Annotated in this window: 17 protein-coding genes; 5 read left to right on the top strand and 12 right to left on the bottom strand. The window is 47.2% G+C overall.

Annotated features, from left to right (window positions below; translation table 11 throughout):
* Positions 1–113: 113 nt before the first annotated feature.
* Positions 114–608 carry a large conductance mechanosensitive channel protein MscL gene (gene mscL, locus AOU00_RS15545; RefSeq protein WP_061831079.1) on the top strand — a complete coding sequence of 165 codons (495 nt, stop codon included), beginning with the start codon at positions 114–116 and terminating at the stop codon, positions 606–608.
* An 85-nt stretch (positions 609–693) separates the two neighbouring features.
* Here mscL and AOU00_RS15540 read toward each other — a convergent pair whose 3' ends face one another.
* On the bottom strand, positions 694–1,395 hold the full coding sequence (locus AOU00_RS15540) for a histidine phosphatase family protein (protein ID WP_069291006.1): 702 nt from the start codon (positions 1,393–1,395) through the stop codon (positions 694–696).
* 79 nt (positions 1,396–1,474) lie between these two features.
* Positions 1,475–1,768, bottom strand: coding sequence for a hypothetical protein (locus AOU00_RS15535; RefSeq protein WP_069291005.1), 294 nt, complete (start codon positions 1,766–1,768; stop codon positions 1,475–1,477).
* Between the two features lie 172 nt (positions 1,769–1,940).
* Between AOU00_RS15535 and AOU00_RS15530 the strand changes: the two genes are divergently transcribed.
* Positions 1,941–2,573 carry an NUDIX hydrolase gene (locus AOU00_RS15530; RefSeq protein WP_069291004.1) on the top strand — a complete coding sequence of 211 codons (633 nt, stop codon included), beginning with the start codon at positions 1,941–1,943 and terminating at the stop codon, positions 2,571–2,573.
* Positions 2,574–2,580: 7 nt separating this feature from the next.
* On the opposite strand, the gene AOU00_RS15525 is transcribed toward AOU00_RS15530, so the two are convergent.
* Together AOU00_RS15525 and AOU00_RS15520 are read right to left on the bottom strand one after the other, a co-directional pair.
* On the bottom strand, positions 2,581–3,369 hold the full coding sequence (locus AOU00_RS15525; RefSeq protein ID WP_069292056.1) for a TrmB family transcriptional regulator: 789 nt from the start codon (positions 3,367–3,369) through the stop codon (positions 2,581–2,583).
* Between the two features lie 65 nt (positions 3,370–3,434).
* Complete coding sequence (locus tag AOU00_RS15520) at positions 3,435–4,286, bottom strand: zinc ribbon domain-containing protein (RefSeq protein WP_069291003.1); 852 nt, start codon at positions 4,284–4,286, stop codon at positions 3,435–3,437.
* A 312-nt stretch (positions 4,287–4,598) separates the two neighbouring features.
* Between AOU00_RS15520 and AOU00_RS15515 the strand changes: the two genes are divergently transcribed.
* On the top strand, positions 4,599–7,025 hold the full coding sequence (locus tag AOU00_RS15515; protein WP_069291002.1) for a UvrD-helicase domain-containing protein: 2,427 nt from the start codon (positions 4,599–4,601) through the stop codon (positions 7,023–7,025).
* A gap of 271 nt (positions 7,026–7,296) precedes the next feature.
* On the opposite strand, the gene csaA is transcribed toward AOU00_RS15515, so the two are convergent.
* Positions 7,297–7,629: a chaperone CsaA gene (csaA, locus tag AOU00_RS15510; RefSeq protein ID WP_069291001.1), complete on the bottom strand. Its 333-nt coding sequence runs from the start codon at positions 7,627–7,629 to the stop codon at positions 7,297–7,299.
* Between the two features lie 56 nt (positions 7,630–7,685).
* Positions 7,686–8,591 carry a DMT family transporter gene (locus tag AOU00_RS15505; RefSeq protein ID WP_069291000.1) on the bottom strand — a complete coding sequence of 302 codons (906 nt, stop codon included), beginning with the start codon at positions 8,589–8,591 and terminating at the stop codon, positions 7,686–7,688.
* Positions 8,592–8,748: 157 nt separating this feature from the next.
* Here AOU00_RS15505 and AOU00_RS15500 point away from each other — a divergent pair, with 157 nt between their 5' ends.
* Both AOU00_RS15500 and AOU00_RS15495 read left to right on the top strand, forming a co-directional pair.
* Positions 8,749–9,642, top strand: a complete 894-nt coding sequence (locus tag AOU00_RS15500) for an AraC family transcriptional regulator (RefSeq protein WP_069290999.1) — start codon at positions 8,749–8,751, stop codon at positions 9,640–9,642.
* 326 nt (positions 9,643–9,968) lie between these two features.
* Positions 9,969–11,939 (top strand): glycosyl hydrolase, encoded by a 1,971-nt coding sequence (locus tag AOU00_RS15495; RefSeq protein WP_069290998.1) that lies wholly within the window; start codon positions 9,969–9,971, stop codon positions 11,937–11,939.
* Between the two features lie 317 nt (positions 11,940–12,256).
* Here the strand turns inward: AOU00_RS15495 and AOU00_RS15490 are convergent, their stop codons facing one another.
* The 6 genes from AOU00_RS15490 to AOU00_RS15465 form a co-directional block, all read right to left on the bottom strand.
* A complete protein-coding gene (locus AOU00_RS15490; RefSeq protein ID WP_061829977.1) occupies positions 12,257–13,936 on the bottom strand; it encodes an ABC transporter substrate-binding protein in 1,680 nt (559 codons plus the stop codon).
* Positions 13,937–13,974: 38 nt separating this feature from the next.
* Positions 13,975–14,913: a carbohydrate ABC transporter permease gene (locus tag AOU00_RS15485; RefSeq protein WP_069290997.1), complete on the bottom strand. Its 939-nt coding sequence runs from the start codon at positions 14,911–14,913 to the stop codon at positions 13,975–13,977.
* Between the two features lie 14 nt (positions 14,914–14,927).
* Complete coding sequence (locus tag AOU00_RS15480; RefSeq protein ID WP_069010822.1) at positions 14,928–15,884, bottom strand: ABC transporter permease; 957 nt, start codon at positions 15,882–15,884, stop codon at positions 14,928–14,930.
* Between the two features lie 87 nt (positions 15,885–15,971).
* On the bottom strand, positions 15,972–17,522 hold the full coding sequence (locus tag AOU00_RS15475) for a response regulator transcription factor (RefSeq protein WP_069290996.1): 1,551 nt from the start codon (positions 17,520–17,522) through the stop codon (positions 15,972–15,974).
* Complete coding sequence (locus AOU00_RS15470; RefSeq protein WP_069292055.1) at positions 17,519–19,300, bottom strand: cache domain-containing sensor histidine kinase; 1,782 nt, start codon at positions 19,298–19,300, stop codon at positions 17,519–17,521. Before AOU00_RS15470 ends, AOU00_RS15475 begins: the two co-directional genes overlap by 4 nt.
* A gap of 119 nt (positions 19,301–19,419) precedes the next feature.
* A complete protein-coding gene (locus tag AOU00_RS15465; RefSeq protein ID WP_069290995.1) occupies positions 19,420–21,603 on the bottom strand; it encodes an alpha-galactosidase in 2,184 nt (727 codons plus the stop codon).
* Positions 21,604–21,694 lie beyond the last annotated feature (91 nt).

The raw sequence follows: 21,694 nt of genomic DNA, 5'->3' as shown, positions 1-21,694 counted from the left end.
AAATGAACATGTGATTTTGTGACAAAATGCAATACATCAATTTGGAATTGCCCTCAATTGACATAGCATGTATTATAGATAAATGATTTTATGCAAAGAAGGTGAGCACTCACATGAGCGGAAAAGGTATTATAAAAGAATTTAAAGAATTCGCTGTACGGGGTAACGTGATTGACCTCGCGGTCGGTGTTATCATCGGTGGAGCGTTTGGCAAGATTGTCACTTCTGTGGTAAACGATATTATCATGCCTCCGATTGGTAAACTTCTGGGCGGCATGAATTTTCCAGACTTGTATGTAGCTTTACAAAATGCCGATCCTGTAAATGCTGACGGTACACGCATGACTTTGGCACAGGCCAAAGAAACAGGGATTGCGGTCCTCGCCTATGGGCAGTTCATTAACGTCCTGCTGGACTTCCTGATCGTGGCCTTCTGTGTGTTCATGCTGGTCAAGGGAATTAACATGCTGAAACGCAAAGAGGAAGAAAAACCTCCTCAGGAAAAAACGATTAAGGAATGTCCACATTGCCTATCCGAAATTCCTGTAGCCGCTACCCGTTGCGCACATTGCACCTCCAAGCTGGAAGGGTACGTCGAAGCACGCTGACTCAACCCACACCTATATGACTATAACAAACGGCTTAAGACGGTATACCGTCTTAAGCCGTTTTGTTATGGTGTAGAATATCTGATTAGTTGAAATTGGTGATAATGCCACGGGGTCTGACGGGCAAGCCCTCAGCGTACAGATGGGAAACATCACCGAAGCCGATGCAACGGGGAACTGCCCATTCCTGGGAGCGCTCATCAAACAAGATCGTGGTTACGGAGCTAGGCGGCATCCAAAAACCGGACCAGACCAAAGCCAATGGCAGCTCCAACAGATGAGCAAGCCAGGTCAGCCCGAAGCCGCCATGACAAAATACGGCCACCTGATCTTCGGTGTGCTTCAGAATCCGGTACCTGCCCTCCACCCGCTCAAAGCCTTGCCGTTTCAGGAATTCATCAGAATGAAGCTTCAGCTGTTCGAAGATTTCGGGACTCTGCGTTCCCTGATAATAGGAAATCTCCTGCCAAGAGTCATGAGTCGGCAGGGGCAACTCGGAACGGATCACTTCACCAGGCAAATCCCAATGGGAAAGACGGCCGTATGGGGTTTCCTCCAGCTTTAGGGCCAGCTCCTGCGTCCAGTGTTCCACTTCATGAGTCATACCCAAAGACTCGGCAGTGTAGCGCATCGTATCCAAAGCCCGCCCCAAAGGAGAGGCATAAATTCGATCCAGCCCGTGACTGGAAAGCCGTTTGGCCAGTGCCTGGGCTTCCAAATGCCCCTCCGGCGTGATGGTGTTGTTGGGGTAATCGGGGTCTGCGTGTCGGATAATATACAATCTCATCATTGGTTCTCCGTTCCTATGAATGGCGACAGGATCGCTTTATCTCATTCCATCGATTAGTTCTCCTGATCTTTAACGTTTAATGTTTATTCAGCAAATTTTCCAAAATCGCGCGCAAATCCCTGTCTTCCTGGTAGACTTCCTCACCCGTATCCAGCTCAATAACCCGGATATATGTATAATTGGCTCTGACATCGACTGGTTTAAAAATCAATTCCTCCGGATTGTCTGGGCGGACATCATAGCCCATATTTTTGAACATATCCGTGATTTGATCAATCCCCGGCTTGCCCCCACTTTCCAACATAATTAACCCGCGAAGTTCCTTGGGTTCCTCCGGATGCATGACTCGAAAATGTACTATACATTCCATGTAAAATCGCTCCTTTCAATCGTAAATCTGTGTGATGTTGCAAATCCTCATGTTCCCAGCATACCCCAAATGCCACTCCACATTCCACATCCGCCTTCATATCGTCAGGAAGGAAAACACGTTATACTGTAAAGTAGACCTTTGATTTCTGCTTACTATAGGAGGAACCACGATGACTAGCGAGCTTCTGGATATCTACGATGATGAAGACAACCCCCTTGGCACAGCTTCCCGACAAGACGCACATGCCAAGGGATACTGGCACCATACCTTTCACTGCTGGCTAGCACGAGACACTTCGATAGGCCGTCGCTTACTGTTCCAACAGCGTCAGGATACGAAGGACACCTTCCCCGGATGCTACGATATTACAGCAGCCGGTCACTTGACGGCAGGCGAAGATATGTCTCAGGCGGCTCGTGAGCTGGAGGAAGAACTGGGTATTCATGTGCCCTTTGCCTCATTAACACCGCTGATGACCGTTCGGTATGAAAGCAAAGGTACCGCACAGGGTACCTCTTTTTGGGACCGGGAGGTTAGCTCGGTGTTTGGACTGCTATCGAACCAGCCATTGGAAGCTTATCACCTCCAGCAAGAAGAAGTAGCCGGACTGTACGAAGCAGATCTTAACCAAGCACTGGCCCTTTTTGAAGGCCATATTCCCTTTATCGAAGCCCAAGGCATTACGTCAGGGCCGAACCCAGAAAAAACCCGCCGCCTGATTACATCGGATCAATTCGTGCCTCATAAGGCGGGCTATATTACATCTATATGCCGGGCACTGATGGAACTTCCTAGCCAGTAATCTTTAGCTATTCTCCAGCTGACATATATTTGCCGATAATGCCTTCATACCGCCAGCCATACCGGGTCGACAGCTCTCTGCCCATATCATGCTCCAGCTCATACAGAATAAGATCCTGAGCAAAATGATTAAGCAGCAGGCCTGTCATTACCGGATGCTCGGTAATAAGCGCCTGTGTCGGGCAATTCTCTCCCCGCATACCCAGCATGCACCAACGCCGATCAATAACAAAAGAAAACTTGCGCCCTGCTGGTTCCTGTCCGTCTGTACCAGACCTAAGTGATAACCACGGTCCCATCATGCTTTCTCCGTTATCGCAGGACCAGAGCAGACGCACACCTCGACTCTCGGCTTTCTCCAACTCTGTCCGCAGCAGTTCGGCTTCCTCGCGCCACAAATCCAACACAATCTCATGCTCTGCCCGTTCCAATTCACGTGTCAGACTTTCCAGCACCTTCCGATCGCCTTCCGCATTATAAAAGGTCGGCTTGGTTGGTTCTGTTCGTGGCATTTCCTTCTCCACCGCACGCAGGGACTCTTGCATTTGTCCTTCGATCATCCGGGTCAATTCACCCGGTGGCAGCATGCTGTAACGAACAGGCTCTCCAGCACTGGTTCTGAGGTATCCCTGCCCGGCCAAACGCTGTAAAGCCGCGTACACGTTGGAGCGCGATGCGCCCAGACGCTTAGCCACTTCATAGCCGGAAGCCGCATTTTGCCTCGAAAGCTCGACCATAACCTTGGCTTCCATTTCTGTAAAACCCAGATTCCGCAGATGATGCAGCAAACGCTCCATATATTCTGTTCCCCCTATGCTGCCCGGCGTTATGTCTGTGTCCTGCAGCAGCCTGTTCGGCTGCGTCAAATCTGTTCAGCTCCGCAGCGCGGGCACCACTTGGACCCTTTGGGTAGTTCTGCAGTACAGATTTGGCATTTTACATTTTCACGTACTTGTGCAGACGGCATTGCTGGCTTCTCGGCCCCGGAGTTGTTGGCCTTCCAATATCGAATCCGCTCGTCCAGCTCCTCCTGACGCTCCCGCTCGCGTGCCAGCTCTTCAAGGCGACGGTGTTCTTTCTCCAGCTCTTCCTGACGGCGGCGCTCCCACTCTTCGTCGAATGCCGCTTTTTCTTCTGGTGTAAAATCAGCCACTGTGTAATTGCGGTCTAATTCCGCTGGTTCGTGCGTTTCATATGGTTCATCCTGCTCCAGTCCATGCCGATCCACTACTTCATGTTCTGCATACTCCGTGTAAACAGGAGCGGACTCCTTCGCTTCCTCTGGCTTGCGCAGATCAAAAGAATAGGCGTTCGTTGGCACCTCTTCACGCACAGCAGCCACCTGCTTGGAGGCAGCCTGCCCTTCATTCAGCTTGCGTCCGCATTTGGGGCAAAAGTTGGCATCCAGTGGCACAACTGCTCCACAGGTGCATAAATGAGCATTTTTTAATTCTGCAATTCTACTGCGTAGCTCGTCAATTTCATCCTGAAGCTCATCACATGCGGTGGATAGCTGTGTCATCTCGGTTTCTGCCACCGACATGTCGGATGCGCGGTAACCTTCGTAAAAGATCTGACCCATTCGCAAGAAATGAACATCCATTTCCTGCTGAATCGTTGTAATTTGTGAATTGATCTTACTAATCTCGACAGCATGCTGCGCCTTTTCTGTTGCGCGATTAGCGCCTTCCTTTATACGTTGAATCAGCTTCATCGTTATTTCCTCCCCATATCCAGCCGGATTTCACTGTACCGTCCCGTATATCCCAAAGTTTTTTTCTGTTGGCAAACCTCGAACTCCTGTATAATGGAATGCGGTCATATCGCCTGTTTAAAGGCTATAGGCATTAGCGTCAACGTATTAACGTTCTGTCGCTCCGGCAAGATCCGCATGAATTTCAGCATTATTTTTAGTCCATCGCCTTGTTCTTATCGTCAGCTAAAGCTGACTAGAACTCTATCATACCAAAAACTACCCCCATTTGTGAAAATGGAAGATTTTAAGAACGAAAGGGGTTTCAGGATTATGGACCCGAATCCTTCTTTTTACCCCCGACCCATCGGGGTTCCTTACTCAACGTCGAGCCCTCAGGCACGTCGTGCTTCCATGGATACCAGTATGACGCTGGTGCCTGACACCGACCAAGACTCGGCCTATTTTCGTGCTTTAGAGAACGCCGGCATTCACCTGAACCGCCCGCAGATCCAGGCCGTCCGCCACGGCAAAGGCCCCCTTCTGACCCTTGCAGGGGCGGGCTGCGGCAAAACCACAGTGCTGGCTGCCCGCGCAGGCTACCTCATGGCGATGCGGGATGTCCCTGCATCGTCCATTCTGCTGGTGACCTTCACCAGCAAGGCAGCTGCCGAAATGAAACTGCGCATCGCGGGATTACCCGGTGTGCGCCCTGCCGCTGCACGTGCAGTTCAGGCCCGCACGTTTCACTCATTCGCTTTGGCGATGCTGCGTCATCGCGGCGTGCAAGATGAAGTGTTCGGTGAAACGCAGGCCCAGCATACCGTCATGAAAATGATGCTGCGTCAGCTTGGGCTCAGCGAGGCTTTCCAGCCGGAAAGCCTGCTGTCTGCCCTCTCCGCCTGGAAAGCGGAAGGCCGCAGCGCGGACGAGCTGCCGGAAAGCGGGCGCGAGGAATCGGATGCCAAGCGTGCCATGCTCGCCTATGAAGCGTGGAAACAGGAACGCAATAAAATGGACTTTGACGATATTCTGCTGCGTGCCTCCGCACTGCTGCGTGACCCGGATGTGCTTCAGCCGCTTCAGCGACGTTTTTCACATATCATGGTCGATGAATTTCAGGATACGAATGCCTTGCAATATGAGATGGTGCAGCGATTGGCTGCCCGACATCGCAATCTGATGGTCGTCGGAGATGATGATCAGACGATCTATACCTTTAATGGGGCACGCCAGGAATCCATTCTGGAGTTTGACAAGGTTTATAAGGATGCAAAGGTCATTACCCTGGATATTAATTATCGCAGCGATGCGCGGATTTTGGGGCTGGGCTCTAACATTGTCGCCAAAAATGTCCATCGACGCTCCAAACGTCTTTCGGCTGCCGGGCGTGAAGGCTTGCCGCCGCAGTTTGCCACCCCATCCGGACCCGAGGAAGAGGCGGGGCATATTGTTACCCATCTACTCGGACAGGTAGAGGAAGGTCGGCTGCGCTACCGGGATATCGCTATTTTGCACCGGACAGCCAGCGGAAGCCGCTCTATTTTTGAGCAATTAATTATGCGGGATGTCCCATTTATTCAGTACGGAGCAGGGGCTGTATTTTATGATCAGTCCCTGATTCGTCCCTTAATGGATCACCTGCGCTTGTCGCTAAATCCCCGGCGTATGGAATCCATTCCGAGCACCCTCGGGCCGCTGTACGTATCCCGTGAGGCGGGGATGGAATGGATTATGCGCGAGGAGAAACAGCAGGCTAAAAAATACCCGCTGATTCATCTCAGCCGCTGGGATCGACTACGTGATTTTCAGCGTGAGCAGGTGAAAGAGCGTATTCGTCTGATTCGCAGTCTCACTACAATGAAACCTGCCTATGCCATTCAAGAAATGCGGCGCGTCTTTTATGACAAATATTTGGAAAGTGGAGATACGGGCGCGTGGACTCATTATAAGGAAACGATGCAAGAAAGTCTGGAGGAGCTCGAAACGGCAGCCAAGCGGTTTGACACCGTGGAGGCGTTCGTCAGCTTTGCGGACGAGCTTTCCGAGCGTCACCGCCAAATGGAATCGCTGCGCAGAGAAGAAGACAGCGATGCTGTTCGGCTCATGACGATTCACCGCGCCAAGGGGCTGGAATTCCCTTGTGTCTATTGGATCGGGGCCAGCGAAGGCATCCTGCCCCACAGTTCGGCCCTGCACAGCGAGCTTCCAGAGGATCGGCGGGCAGGCGCCGCCCCGACTACGGCTGTGGATAACGATGCAGCGCTTGAAGAAGAGCGCCGCCTCGCTTACGTGGCCGTCACCCGGGCGAAGGAGTTGTTGTACATCACCTCTCCCGCCTCTAATCATGGCAAGCCTGCCGCCGTGTCACGCTTCCTGCTGGAAGCCTATGGGGTCACCCCTGAGGCTTCCAAACCGGAAACACGCCGCAGCAGCTTCGGCCAACCGAAGGGTGCTTCCGGGTATAGCAACCGTGCTGGTGCTGGATCGCCAGCGTCTGGCACAGCGACCCGCGTGAGCAGCAGGCCGGGATCAGGCAGCGCTACGGTACGGACGACCTCGTCGGTGGCAGGGTCTCCGGCGGAGCCACGCATCAACGTGCCCGTGTGGAAATGCACCGACGGTGCCTGCAAAGCGTGGATGCGTCGCGACACAACAAGCGGACGCTGTACAAGCGCGGCTAGCACAGGCACGCCGCCGGTGTGCCCGCTCTGCTCCTCCCCAATGACGGAGGGAACGCGCAGCATCCCAGCCAGATAGGCAGAAGGCGCATAGCTGGTATGGAGAATTGTTCTTTTACTGGACTGGTGACACTCGTGATTTCCAGCCTACCTGTTGCAGATTATTAATGAATCAAAAAAGTTAAGTTGTAGACAGACCAATAAAAGAAAAGGCGGCAGACTAGGATATGAAAATAAAATCCTCGTCTGCCGCTATCTGTTTTAACTTGCTATCGAACGATCGTATCCCGTTAGTTCAATGCCTTGCCTGTTGTGAAGTTATATATTTTAATGATTAAACAAGCGTTCCATCACCCAATAGGTGTTCCGTCAGGTAGTTTGGTATCTGGTTTCAATAGAACCACATCCCCCTTTTCGGGTATTCCTCCAAGGACCAATACCTCTGACTTAAAGCCTGCTATCCGTCGAGGTGGAAAGTTGACTACACCTATGATTTGTTCCCCTATAATATCTTCAGCCACATATCTTTTTGTAATTTGTGCACTCGAAGCTTTTATTCCGATATCTTGTCCAAAATCAATTTCAAGTTTAATAGCAGGTACTTTTGCTTCTGCAAAAAATTCAGCTTTAATTATGGTTCCAACTCGAATATCTAGTTTCAAAAAATCATCAATCGTTGCCATCTAAACATTCTCCTCATCGATTATTTTCTTCAATTTCGCGATAATCAGTTTCAAATTTAATATTTTGCAACTGTAGTATACTTTAAAGATTTTGCCCAAAAATACATCCCCATACCGAATAAAGTCATGATTCCACCTATGAATTGAAATGCAGAGATTATTTCTCCCAAGAATAAGTAGGCGAGAATTATGGCAAGAACAGGCTCTCCAATAATACCAACTGAGACCGTAGTTGCACCCATTGATTTCAACAACAGATTAAAAATATATTGTCCAAAAATAGTTGGGATTACTGCAAGTAACAAGAAATACATCCAATCCGACGAGTCATATTTGATCAAGGCATAATGATTCAATAAATTGTAGACCAGCATGACGCTGCCACCAATAAAAAAAACAATAACACTATATACATTTGCATTTATTTTGTGACTTACTTTCTGTCCTGCCAACATATATGCTGAAACCAAAATTGTTCCTACTAAAGATAATCCATCTCCGATTAATGCCTCTCTCGAAATCCCAATGTCTCCCCAAGCTATAATGATTGAACCGACAAGAGCGGCGATCAAACAAAGAAGGGTCAATATGTTTGCTCGTTCTCTGAACATAAAGTATGAACCCATCATTACAAATAAAGGCTGTAACGATAGAATGACCATGGAGCTCGCAACTGAGGTATATACTAAAGATTCCATCCAGAATAAGAAATATAACCCGAGAAAAAGACCCGCTATGAAAACGGTACTCCAATCTTTTTTGTTCATTTCTAAGGAACGGAACATTTTCCAAGGTACAAAAGGAAGCATTATGAGTACTGACATATACAATCTGTACATCCCAGCCACAGAGGTTGGAGTATCGGAGGATTTTATCATGATGGATGAGATAGAAACAGACAATATGCTGATTAAAAGCAAGATATACGGATGAAACGGTAACGACGATTGATTTATTTTCACATGTACGCCTCCAAGATGTCTTATCCAATCGCCTGTGCACAGGATTGTAATGATAAGCCGAAGATCTGGTATAATAATATCACCACTTTTATTTTATTTGTGTAACTATATCTTTAATTTATATAGAAATATCGTCATCAGAAAGGACCTCGCTAAAATGGAAAAACAATTGCATGAGACCATTCTATATCCCGATGTTTCATTTCCATACATCATGTACACCCATACTATTCATGCAAGTAATCCTGAAGGTAGAGGATTCAACGATTTACATTGGCATGAGGAACTACAAATCACTTTGGTTACCAAAGGAAAGCTAGTGATACAAGTTAACGGGATTGATCATGAATTACAAACAGGTCAGGCCATTTTAATTAATAAAGGTGTTCTTCACGTTACTACACACCTTACACATAACGGTCAATATGTCAGTTTTAATTTCCCTGAGAAGCTGTTGGCCTTTTATGCAGATAGTGCGATGGAAAAAAATTATGTACTTCCTTATACAAACTCTCTCTTATTGTCATTCGTAATCAAAGGAGATGTTGAATGGCAAATTCAAATACTGCAAATGCTTTGGGATATGAAACAGAAATTTGATATGAAAAAAAAGTGGGGCTGGGAATACGAGGTTTCCATCAAAACGGCACAATTATGGTTAGTCTTAATATCTAATATTTCGCTGTCTTCTGAGGAAGCACCTAAATACATGAAATTGCAACAGGAGCGACTTCAATTGATGCTCAGCTTTATCCATCAAAACTACTCAGACAATATAACACTGCAAGAAATTGCTGCTATAGCACATTTAAGTATTTCGGAATGCACTCGTAGTTTTAAGAGAACTATTCATATGACACCTTACGACTACTTAATTAAGTACCGTATCAAGAAAAGCAGCGAGTTATTAATTTCAACAGATTCTACAATAACTGAAATAGCCCACAGAGTGGGGTTCAATCATGTAAATCACTTCATTCAGTCTTTTAAGAAACATCATAAAAAAACACCTAAAGAATTCCGGAAATTTAGAAATGAATTCATCAATTAAGGAAGAATTCGTTCAGCAAATTTCGCCCAGACAAATTCAGAAGATATGAAGTTTGTTTACCATCGGAGTTAAAAATCCATAATTTAAGGATGATTTCTTCCGAAATTCATAGTATGGTTCCTGCCTCGCCTCTAATTTATGATGAAATTAAAGAGAGGTGATGAACTAAAAAAACTTAAAAGAAAATATTGAAAACGCATACAAATGAAGATGGGATTATGAAAGCAGTTGTTTATTATTTAATTTTTTTATTTTTGAAAACGGTTTCTTCAATCTGCGCCGCAGGACAATTAGGGTGGTAACATCTAATTCAAGGAGTGAGTCATATGCCAGATCCATGGAAAAGAAGGTTTTTCGGCATTCTTAGTTTTGTTCTCTTATCTTTTTTGTTGGTATCTCTCGATTTAATTCCAAGCTTAGCAAAAGCAGAATCAACTAACTTGGTCACCCATGTTGAAGACAAAACGACGATGGATGCAAGTCAAGATTTATCCACTAATGGCAAATCTCCTTCTACAGTTGTCAGCTCCAAAGATGCAATTATTCAAGGTTACGGCGTAGAAAAACGGGATACTCCCTATACCGGCGATACACTTTATAAAGGCGACGGCTATGTATCCTTCTTTTATGATTATGACCCAAATTCGGGCAAGTCTGACGGGACGGCTACGTTTAAAGTGAATGTGCCGACAGCAGGTCTATATAAGCTGAGCCTCGGTTACTATATTCCGGCGAACACCGGCTCCAAGGATACCAGCTTCGAGGTCAATGGTACAATGGCTGAAAGCATAACGCTGGTTCCCCCTCCGGAAGGTGCGGTTGTAAACGAGAAGTTGGTAAGCAAAATCATGTTGAAAGCCGGTACAAACGAGGTTACTTTTTCAAGAGGCTGGGGATATTACGGGATCGAATACGTGAAGGTTGAATTCGCCAGTTTGCCTGCTACAAACAGCAAAATTGAAGCCGAAGACGGAGTCATTACGGGTGAGGTCAGCACCGAAACCGCCAGCACGGGCTATTCTGGTACCGGTTACGCAGCCTTTAAAGGCACAGGGTCGTTAACCCTTGCCTATAACGCAGCTTCAAGTGGCTTTTACAATATTGCAATCGGTTACAGCAATCCAAATAGTTACAAAAAGACCCATATGGTGGTCAACGGTCAGACAAGCGAAATATCCCTTCCGACAACAGCAAGCTATTCCGAGGTATCCGGCGGTAAAATCATGCTGAATTCGGGAAACAACACAATACAGTTCAATGTCGACTTGGGCCAGTATCATATCGACTACATCAAGCTGGCAGCAGTGCTCCCCCCGAAACTGCATCAGATTGAGAAAAAGCCGGTAAACCCGAATGCGACTGCGGAAACCAAGGCACTCATGGGTTATCTCGTGGATGTTTACGGGGACAAAATTCTTTCCGGTCAGCACACTCTTGAGGATGCCCAGTGGATTAAAGACCAGACTGGAAAGTATCCTGCGATGTTGTCAACGGACATGATGGATTACTCCCCCTCTCGCGTCGAGCATGGTGCCACCTCAACTGAGGTGGACAAGGCGATCCAATGGGCCAAAGAAGGTGGAATTGTCACGTTTGTATGGCACTGGAATGCCCCTAAGGGTCTACATGACATTCCAGGCAAAGAATGGTGGCGTGGATTTTACACCGAGGCGACTACATTCGACGTTCAATATGCGCTTAATCATCCCGAGTCGGAAGAATATCAGCTAATCCTGCGAGACATTGATGCCATTGCCGTTCAGTTGAAACGCCTCCAAGACGCTCACGTTCCGGTGCTGTGGAGACCACTGCACGAGGCGGAAGGCAGATGGTTTTGGTGGGGCGCCCAAGGGCCAGACTCCGCCAAGCAGCTGTACCGTATCATGTACGACCGTCTAACACACTACCATCACCTGAACAATCTGATCTGGGTATGGAACTCCGAGAGCCCCGAATGGTATCCGGGGGACGATGTCGTCGATATTGTAAGTGTGGATATCTACAACCCGGCGGCTAATTATCACCCAAGTATCGGCAAGTACGACAGCTTGGTAAATCTCGTGCAAGGCAAGAAGCTGGTTGGTCTGTCCGAAAACGGCCCAATTGGCGATCCCGAATTGCTTCAAGCATATTCAGCGCATTGGCTCTTTTTCACCACATGGACGGGCGATTTCGTCCGCAACGGACAATATAACTCCCTGGATCATCTCATAAAAGTGTTCAACAGCGATTACGTGATCACGAGGGATGAGCTTCCTCAAGACCTATTTACTTCCTCCAAGAATGAAGCGGAGTAAGGCGCTCTTACGGGGCTCACCATATCACGGAAGGTAGCAGATATTCGGACGATGGGTATGTGGATGGATTCTGATAACAACGTCGACAAATTGGTAATTACTTTGAACGTGCCCATAACTGTACCGTCCCACCCAGCACCATGAAGTAACGCAGAAGCCTGCCCCTAACGAACAGCGGCCACCTCAGAAAATAACCGAGGCGGCCGCTGTTGGTTTGTAACTTGAATGAATGCAGTCTATAGCAAACCTTAATGAAAAAGGACCGTCTCCTCTCCAATTGGAAAGTGGAAACGGACCCGTTCTTTATGCAAAACGAATTAATTGGTGGACCATAGCTTAATCCGGTTTTGAATATGTTTGGTAAAGGATTGTTCCATTTCTTGTACTCCGGCTTTCTCCAGCTCTGCCATATAGGCATCCCAAACCTTATCGAAGTTTTCCGGCTTGGTCATGACAGCTTCCGGAATTCGTTTCCATGTAATATCCTTCATCTTGGCTCCGAGAATAACAGCCGGATCGTCATTGGGGAGAGACATCGTGTAGGCTGCTCCGTATGCTCTCGGTTGGAATTCTTCTTCCTTCGGGAATAGATCTTTCCAATGATCAATCTTATAGGCCTTTAGGACTTCCTTCTCCGACTTGTTATAAGTTGCTGTCAGCATCTCCGGATAACTACGAGTAAAGTAGTTGCCGGTGGAGTCCTTGATGCCATCACCATAATGGACCGACAAGTTCCAATATAGACCGATTCCAGATTCTTTTTGGAAAGCTGCATTGTCATTGTTCATCCGTTCCAGCACAGCCGGAATAATCGTCCGTTTGCCGTCTTTAACCGTGTAATGCTTTCCTTCAATCCCCCAATTATTCAGGATTTGCCCCTCTTCCGATGCCAGAAAGTCGAGGAACTGGATAGCGCGTACCGGGTCCTTGCACTTGCTAGAGATCGAGATTCCATATCCCCCATCAAAGCCAGGAAGCCAAAAGTTGGTGTCCTTATATTCCTTGCTCATGGTGACTGGATAATGACCGTATGTTTGGTCGAATTTGCCCTCCGCTTTTAGCGCATTTTGCCCGTCGCCATAGTCCCATTCTGGATCGGCAAGGCCAAGCACGCGGCCTGAAGCCACCTTCGCCTTAAACTGATCGGTCTTCTGCACGAAGCTTTCCGGATCAAGCAATCCAATGGAGTTCATGTGATTCAACCAGCGGAAATATTCCTTTTCTTCCGGTCGGCGGAAATGATAAGTCGCTTGGTGTGTTTTTTGATCAATGTAGTATTCGCCGTCGTCTGGTCCCCCGGTCGTTTGAAATCCTGAGTTTGTTACCTGGTACATATGCCAATCGTCGGCATTAAGGGACAATCCGATATTTTTATTTCCATTTTCGTCCGTCGGATGCTTGGTGATATAGTCCTTAATGACTTTTTCAAAATCCTGTACCGTACGAATGTCCGGGTATCCCGCTTCCTTGACGACACGATGCTGGAGTTTAAACCCTACGTCGGGTTTAATTTTTTTCTCCTCGACAGCGGACCAGGTCGGAATCACATAGATCGATGGGTCGTCCAAACTGTACTTTGTCCGAACAAGCTTGTCTCCCAGCATTTTTTTGATGTTCGGTGCGTGCTTGTCGATCAAATCCGTCAGATCAATGATTGCACCAGCATCGACAAGTTTGCCGACATCCGCCTTAGCAGCGATTAAATCAGGATAGTTTCCTGTGGCTGCAATCAACGAAATCTTTTGGACCGGGTCTCCGACAGCGAATTCAGCATCTAGAGTTACTCCGGTTTTTTCAGCGATGACCTTACCGACTTGATCCTTCATGCTATTCCAATTTGTGCTGGAGTCTTCCGAAAAATAAGTAAGTGTGATGTCTCCTGTTGTTACGGCCTTGGTAGCCTCAGACGGATTATTACCGCTGCACCCTGCAAGGGTCGCGACTAAAGTCAGTGACATTACGAAGGACACGACCATTCTATTTTTTCTTGACTTCATGGAGCGAAACCTCCCATTATAATGAATGTTTGCTTCGTTTAGCTCTTTACCGCTCCGAGCGTCATACCCTTAACAAAATATTTTTGTAGAAAAGGATAGACGATAAGAATCGGCACTGTAACAATGATGGTGATTGCCATTTTGACCGATTCCGGGGAAACCTGTGCCATACGCTCGGCCATATTAGCAGCGTCCTGGGAATTGGTTGCGCTTGTTGTCGTACTTTGCAAAATTTTCATCAATTCATATTGCAGAGTCGTCAACGATTCGTTAGACCCATTAAACAGATAAGTATCGAACCAAGAGTTCCATTGCCCTACCGCCAAGAAAAGCGCTACGGTCGCTAATGCCGGTTTGCAAAGAGGAAGAATAACGCGCCAGTAGATCGTGAAATCGTTGGCACCATCCAGCTTGGCTGATTCCTGTAACGCATAAGGCAGACCATCAATGAAGGAACGAATAATGAAGACATTAAACGCACTTACAAGACCTGGTAAAATATAGACGGCAAATGTATCAATTAAATGCAATTCCTTCATCAGGATAAAACCTGGAATCAACCCTCCAGAAACATACATGGTGACGGCCAGAAAGATTGAGATGAACCTTCTAGCTTGAAAATCACTTCGTGCAAGCGTATAGGCAAGCATCGAGCCGCTGACCAAGCCTGCTACGGTGCCAATGACGGTTCGCAGAAAGGAGATCTTAAATCCAGTGATTAACCCCTCATAGGTGAAAATCAAGTCGTAATTCTTCAACGTGAATTGCCTTGGCCAGATGGTGATCCCACCTCTAATGGTGTCTACCGAATCGTTAAAAGAGATAGCTAGCACATTTAAGAACGGGTAGATCGTCAGAACGGTGACCACAATCATGAAAACATAAACAACTATCCACAGAATTCGGTCTTGTGGTGATTTCGCCTGAAGCTTGTTGTTTAATCCGCCGACCGGCGTAGTGCTTTTGACAGCCTCCATGTCCATTCTCCTCCTTACATAATGCTCTCGTTGGTATAGCGCTTAAAGATTCCATTAGCCGCAAACAATAGGATCAGGCTTATCACCGAATTAAAAATATTAATGGCCGTTCCGAAAGAGTAACGTCCCATCGCCAGACCATAATTAAGCGCATACAAATCAAGTACTTCAGAGTAATCAATGACCAGGTGATTGCCCAGCAGAAATTGTTTCTCGAATCCTGTACCGAGCAGATGACCAATAGACATAATCAGGAGAATGATAATAGTCGGCCGGATCCCCGGCAGCGTGATATGCCACATTTGCTGTAATCGGCTAGCGCCGTCCACCCGCGCAGCCTCGTATAATTCAGGACCAATCCCGGCGATGGCAGCCAGATAAATAATGGCGTTCCACCCCGTTTCCTTCCAGATGTCTCCGAAAGTTACAACCCACCAAAATAATTTACCTTGGGCCATAAACTGGACTGGCTGATCGATGATGCCTAGACCCATGAGCATATCGTTTACGACACCGCCATCCGCTGAAAGCATTTTGGTGACAATGCCTGCAGCAACCACCCATGAAACAAAGTGCGGCAGATAAGATACGGTCTGAACAAATCGTTTTATCACTTGTATGCGGACCTCGTTGAGCAATAGAGCAAAGACAACGGGTACAATAAAACCAGCGACCAGTCCCATAAGACTCATAGCCAGCGTGTTCCGCAGTACTTGGTAGAAATGATCATCTTGGAACAAAGTACGAAAATGCTCCAAGCCCACCCACTTCTGTTCAAAAAAACTCAAACCAGGTCTGTATTTCTGAAATGCCATTGTCCAGCCCCATAGCGGCAAATACTGAAAGATGAAGACCCAGATTACAAACGGAATGGACATATAATAAAGATACCTCTGGCTTTTAAATACCTTCCAAGCATTCCGCTTCGGTTTTTTGTATACGTTTTCCGAATTTGCTGTTACCGCTTTCATTTTTTTCATCCCCTCTCTTAAAACCAATCATAAAACAGAGGAGAGTCAGAACCCATACAATGGATTTCGGAAAAAATCATCCACAAATTATGGATTTTTATATTCCGACGGTGAACGTCCTTCGTACCTTTTAAATTTGCTGTAAAAGTAGTTGACGCTTGTATAACCCACGCGTTCAGCGACTTCGTACACTTTCAGTCCCTGGTCCAGCAGCTCCTTTGCTTTTTGGATGCGGACTCGGTCCAGATATGTGTTGAAGTACTCCCCCGTCTTGTTTTTGAAAAGCTGGCCTAAATAGGCAGTACTATAGTTTAGTAGTCCGGCTAACGCTTCCAGCCTTAAGTTGTCTGCATAATGCTTGTGAATGAAGTCGATCATTTTTTTGAATTCCAGCTCCTTTCCACGGTGTTCAGAGTCTTGCGCCAATGTTAGCAGGAAACGGTGGGTCTCTTCCAAAAGATCATATAGATGATCATGCTGGTATATCCCATTTAAAAAACGGGAAACTTCCTCCGTCTCTTTCAACTCGATACAGAAACCCGCGGTCAGCTTATGAATGATTGCATTGGACAGAAAAAAGAACGACTCTTTGATCAACTTCTCATCTTGCCCCTGTTTGAGAAAAAATGCAGCCGCCTCGTTCAATAATGGCAGTATTGCGGTTTGGTTTCCTACTTCCAGACTGTAATACAGGCGGAAGATGAATTCCTCCATCGTTTCCTCAGCTTTATCAGCAGACAATCGGGGAGAATTCAGCGAAGGCGAAAAGAGAGGATACGGACCTAGCAGTCGGTTCTTCTCGCTGAAAAAGGATTGTTTTACCGCTTCCTGGGCCTTTAAAAAAGATTTACAAATATCTTCAGGAGCAGATACTATCCCTCCGGTTGCAGCGGCGAACCGGACATTATCCGCAACATTACGAATCTCATTGTGCAGAATTTCACGCCGTTCTCTTCCCCGCAGCGGCGCGTTGAGCAACAGGACTGTATACGGGGGGATTACTGTGACAAGTCCCATCATCCGCCCCTCTATCTTTGCCTTCAATCCATTCGAAAGCTGGTATGCGACATCAGAACGGTCCACTTCAGAAACACGCGGGTAGACGACCACGACTTCGTAGTTGCTCCACAACAAATCCGCTTCTATTGCCTTACTTCTCAACTTGGCCGGATCTTCAGTTCTCTCTTGAGGGACGAGCAGGCTATGCAGGTATAAATCCCGATTTATAACCTCTCTCTTACGCCACTCCCCTTGAAGACGCTCCTCTTCGATCCGCTCGCGTATCCGTTTTAAACTGGACGACATTTCATCAATGTCGACCGGTTTAACGAGATAGCCGAACACCCCGTATTTGATCGCTTGTTTGGCATACTCAAAGTCGGCATATCCACTGAGGATCATAAAGTGCAAATGATGACCGCTGGATCTCAAGTGCTCAATCAACTGTAGGCCATCCATAACCGGCATTCGGATATCTACGATTACGACATCAGGAGCTTTTTCCTCGATGACTCCCAGTGCTTCCTTTCCATTGGCTGCCGTAGCTGTAACGATAAATCCGAGGCTTTCCCATGGGATCAGCGTTTGAAGCCCTTGACGAAGCTTCGGCTCATCGTCAACGATGACTACCTTAATCATTTGGATTCACCCCCAGGTATGAAAAACTGAATACAAGTGCCTTTCCTAGGCTCGCTCTGAATATGTAAAGCACTAGAGGTCCCATACAGTAAGACGAGACGATCATTTACGTTTCGTAGTCCAATTCGCTGGACCTCCTGTTCATGTACGGATGCAGCAAGCTCTGCTTGTACTAGGGCGAGACGATCGGCCGTGAAACCAGCACCGTTGTCACATACCATAACTCGAACCCCCTCCGGGATTTCCTTAACTTTCACTTCAATGACAGCTCCTTCTGCTTGATTATCCAGACCGTGTACAATAGAATTTTCCACCAATGGTTGGATAATCAGAGGTGGAACCAACATTTCCTCCAAATTTGGATCAACGGTTAAGCGATACTCCAAACGGTCTTCATACCGAAACTTTTGAAGATCAAGATAACAGCACACTTGCTCAAGCTCTTTACGCATTGGAATCTTGTCGTTACCAGCCTCCAGACTGCTGCGCAACAACGCGCTCAACTGCCAGACTGCTTTAGCGATATCGTCCTGTTCGCGAATGTGGGCCTCCATTCTGATAGACTCCAAAGAATTGAAGAGAAAATGCGGATTGATCTGGCTTGCCAGCATTTTGAACTTGATCTCGTTTTGTCTTTGCTCCACGAGTCTTTTCTGGCGATTCGTCTCTTGGACCTCCTGGACCAAATGGTTTACGCTGCTGACGAGCGCGTTAAATTCCCTCGATAATAGACCCACTTCATCTTTCCCATCGATATGGAGATAGGTTTCCCATGAGCCCGCCCCTACTTGGGTCATATGCTTGCTCAAGCGAAGAAGCCTTCTGGATAATAGCGAAGCTGAAGCATAGATAAGCAAGGCTGCAAATATCAGGCTGGCTGTGATCGCGATTCCGCCGAGCCATATCACTTGATTAGCATCTCGGGTAATCTCAGAAACAGAAAAAATGGAAATAATGCGAAGTCCATTCCAGCTATTCTGTGGAGTTAGATTGGCGATAACCACCTTCGACGCTTTTCCATCGATGAGCATGTTGTAACTTCCTTCCTGATGGAAAAGTATATTTTCGTCGGCATGAATTTCAGAAAGATTCTTCCCGAACAACTCTGCTTCATTGGACGCGACAATCTGATTCCGGTTATCCACGATCAAGGTAGGGAACGATTCCTGATTCAGGATTGAATTTAATTGGCGCTTGTTAACATTTATGACCAGAACCCCTTTTCGTCCTGGTGAATCCACTGAAAATGATCGAATCAGGCTGAGATAATCGGCATCGTCCCTCTCATCCTTAATTAAATTCCAGCCGGCCAATCCTTTCTGCGCGATGGCCTCCTTGTACCAATCTGCGGTTGTGATCCTATCATCCGGTTGGATAAATTCCCAATTATTAAGTGCTCCAGGATTAGAGACATAGACACGGATGCCGGATATCTCTTTGTACAACTGGAGGTAGTCACGAATACCTGTATACTCCCGGTATGCCTGAATGACTTCGATGTAGCTGTCATACTTCTGGCTGGCTACCATTTTCATCCGATTGTCATTGGTCAGCCGGTACGAGATGTCCAGCGGCACTTTGATCAATTCTTCTGTACGATTTCGGACCCGCTCAACATTGTTGGACACTTGCATAAAGGCGTCTTTAATGACGGCCTCTCGAAGCTTCCCCGTCAGAAACAGGCCACATAACAGTAAGGGAAGAACAGCTACCGAAATGAATGTAAGCGTCATCTTCTTTCTCAGTTTCATGTCATTCATCATTCGTATAAAAAACATGGCTTGCCCCTCCCCAAACAGTACACTGATGCGCGCAAAATGCCCCTTTTCATATAAAAAGGGGCATAACTCCATCGATTGTTTTCTCTCTTTCGGCAATTATACTGTTGTACTAATCCTTAAGCCTTACCAGGCTTTATTGCCCGAAGCCTGAACCATCCACTTTCATAGTCTTTCTGTCTGTAGAGAAGAGGGAGGCCCAACTTCATAAGCCGATCCCCCCCATGGATAGACTTTTGCCCGCTATTTCCTGACTTAACTTTATATTCGAGCTCTGGATTTAGTCCGTCAAGGCGCAGGGCTCGCCAAGGCGCGTTCGGGACAGCCATCACTTGGAAATAGTAGACGATGGCATCCACTTGGTCTTCAGAAACAAACATCCAAGCCGATTCGTTAGCTTCAAACGGGTTCTTTAAGCGATACAAGTCACCTTTCTGTACTAAGCCACGTATCTGCTTGTATACTGCGATTTGGCGTTTGACCGTCTCTTTTTCCTCATCGGTGAATTTCGTGAGATCAAGCTCATATCCAAAATTCCCGGACATGGCGACATCACCTCGAAAATCAAGGGGTGTTATGCGTCCAACTTGATGGTTCGGAACTGCCGACACATGCGCTCCGATGGCGCTTACAGGATAGACAAGGCTAGTTCCATATTGAATCTTCAGACGTTCCACCGCATCGGTATTATCACTAGTCCAGACTTGAGGCATGTAGTAAAGCATGCCTGGATCAAAGCGTCCTCCGCCACTTGAACAGCTCTCGAAAAGAATATGCGGAAATTCGGTGGTGACACGCTCCAGCAACTCATACAATCCAAGAACATAGCGATGGGCAGTCTCAGATTGGCGCTCCGGCGGCAGAGCTGCGGAACCAATTTCCGTCAGGCAGCGATTCATATCCCATTTCACGTAAGAAACTGGGGCGCTGGAGAAAATGGCAGCCAGCGAATCGTAGATGTAATCGCGTACTTCCTTGCGAGTATAGTCCAGCACCAACTGCCATCTGGCTTCACTGCGTCGCCGTCCTGGAACGTGAAGGCACCAATCTGGATGCTCCCGGTACAACTCGCTGTCTGGAGAGATCATCTCTGGCTCAAACCAGAGCCCGAACTTAAGGCCCAGCCGATTGATACGGTTCGCGACATCCGCGAGTCCGTCTGGCAGCTTCCGACGATCCTCGTACCAATCGCCGAGAGACGAATTGTCGGAATCCCGTTTTCCGAACCAACCGTCATCTAAGACAAAAAGTTCGATGCCTAGCTCTGCCCCCTCCTTCGCTATCGATACCAGCTTATCTGCATTGAAGTCAAAATAGGTAGCTTCCCAGTTATTGACCAGAATAGGGCGTTCTTCATCCCGATATTTCCCTCGGCAAAGACGAGTCCGATACAAGCGATGATATGTACGCGACATTTCTCCCAGCCCTTGACCGGAGTAAACCATAACGGCTTCTGGCGTTTGGAAACTCTCACCTGGGCTCAGTAACCACGAAAAATCAAAGGAGTTCACGCCGATGCTAAACCGTGTAGAGCCGAATGAATCTATTTCTGCTCCCGCCTCAAAGCCCCCGCTGTACACGAGGCTAAAGCCGAATACCTCACCATAGCTTTCCGTTGTTCCCCGAGTGACCAATGCAGCAAAAGGGTTGAGTTGATGGCTGCTCATGCCCCTTTTACTATCAATTCGGGTTTCACCTTGAAGAATCGGTTTGCGGGTAATATTCCCCTCCCGAGCCCATGCTCCCGAAAGATACATGAACTCTAAATCGCTTTTACCTGAAAAATCGACACTGGCACTTAGAGCACGGAGAAGCCGAAGATTCTTGGCTCCCGCATTACTCAAACGAGCCGAACGAGCGATTACGTTTCGATCCGCGAAGACGGTATAAAGAAGAACAACTTTAAGGCCTGAAAAGTCATCTTGTAACTCCAGTTCCAGCGTATCCGCTTCGTCTTCATTTTCGATATATACGGCCGGAAGCCCGGTTAATGATGGCTTTCCCTTAGTGATCCGGTAGCCAATATACTTTAACTCCGTGATACGAGTTCCATCCTCAAGCTCTACTTGGTACGCCGGGTTACGGAAGTCCCCGCTCCCATACTGCGGATATTCTTGCGGTAGCCGATCCAATCCAGCCGTCGCGGGAGTGTGAAGCAATAGGTCAGCCATGGGTTCGCGGTGCTTCAACCTGTCTCCCCAGTATACATGCACAGGAAATCCATCCACAATCTGAATAATATAACTCATGCCCGACGACTGCAAATGAAACAGCCCTGTTTGCTCTTGAACAATGATACCCATTGGGAAAATAACCCCTCTCTTAGATAATAATCATCGGAGTTCCACACCAAAAAGACACTCAGAAGAAGCATTTTGTAACAGCCATCAACTA

The sequence above is a fragment of the Paenibacillus polymyxa genome, from assembly GCF_001719045.1.
Taxonomy (GTDB): Bacteria; Bacillota; Bacilli; order Paenibacillales; family Paenibacillaceae; genus Paenibacillus; species Paenibacillus polymyxa_B.
This window is presented reverse-complemented; position numbering and strand designations above follow the sequence as displayed.

Excerpts from the sequence above, each read along its gene's own strand:
- mscL (WP_061831079.1), top strand. The coding sequence starts at position 114 with ATGAGCGGAAAAGGTATTATAAAAGAATTTAAAGAATTCGCTGTACGG.
- AOU00_RS15540 (WP_069291006.1), bottom strand. The coding sequence starts at position 1,395 with ATGAGATTGTATATTATCCGACACGCAGACCCCGATTACCCCAACAAC.
- AOU00_RS15535 (WP_069291005.1), bottom strand. The coding sequence starts at position 1,768 with ATGGAATGTATAGTACATTTTCGAGTCATGCATCCGGAGGAACCCAAG.
- AOU00_RS15530 (WP_069291004.1), top strand. The coding sequence starts at position 1,941 with ATGACTAGCGAGCTTCTGGATATCTACGATGATGAAGACAACCCCCTT.
- AOU00_RS15525 (WP_069292056.1), bottom strand. The coding sequence starts at position 3,369 with ATGGAGCGTTTGCTGCATCATCTGCGGAATCTGGGTTTTACAGAAATG.
- AOU00_RS15520 (WP_069291003.1), bottom strand. The coding sequence starts at position 4,286 with ATGAAGCTGATTCAACGTATAAAGGAAGGCGCTAATCGCGCAACAGAA.
- AOU00_RS15515 (WP_069291002.1), top strand. The coding sequence starts at position 4,599 with ATGGACCCGAATCCTTCTTTTTACCCCCGACCCATCGGGGTTCCTTAC.
- csaA (WP_069291001.1), bottom strand. The coding sequence starts at position 7,629 with ATGGCAACGATTGATGATTTTTTGAAACTAGATATTCGAGTTGGAACC.
- AOU00_RS15500 (WP_069290999.1), top strand. The coding sequence starts at position 8,749 with ATGGAAAAACAATTGCATGAGACCATTCTATATCCCGATGTTTCATTT.
- AOU00_RS15495 (WP_069290998.1), top strand. The coding sequence starts at position 9,969 with ATGCCAGATCCATGGAAAAGAAGGTTTTTCGGCATTCTTAGTTTTGTT.
- AOU00_RS15490 (WP_061829977.1), bottom strand. The coding sequence starts at position 13,936 with ATGAAGTCAAGAAAAAATAGAATGGTCGTGTCCTTCGTAATGTCACTG.
- AOU00_RS15485 (WP_069290997.1), bottom strand. The coding sequence starts at position 14,913 with ATGGAGGCTGTCAAAAGCACTACGCCGGTCGGCGGATTAAACAACAAG.
- AOU00_RS15480 (WP_069010822.1), bottom strand. The coding sequence starts at position 15,884 with ATGAAAGCGGTAACAGCAAATTCGGAAAACGTATACAAAAAACCGAAG.
- AOU00_RS15475 (WP_069290996.1), bottom strand. The coding sequence starts at position 17,522 with ATGATTAAGGTAGTCATCGTTGACGATGAGCCGAAGCTTCGTCAAGGG.
- AOU00_RS15470 (WP_069292055.1), bottom strand. The coding sequence starts at position 19,300 with ATGTTTTTTATACGAATGATGAATGACATGAAACTGAGAAAGAAGATG.
- AOU00_RS15465 (WP_069290995.1), bottom strand. The coding sequence starts at position 21,603 with ATGGGTATCATTGTTCAAGAGCAAACAGGGCTGTTTCATTTGCAGTCG.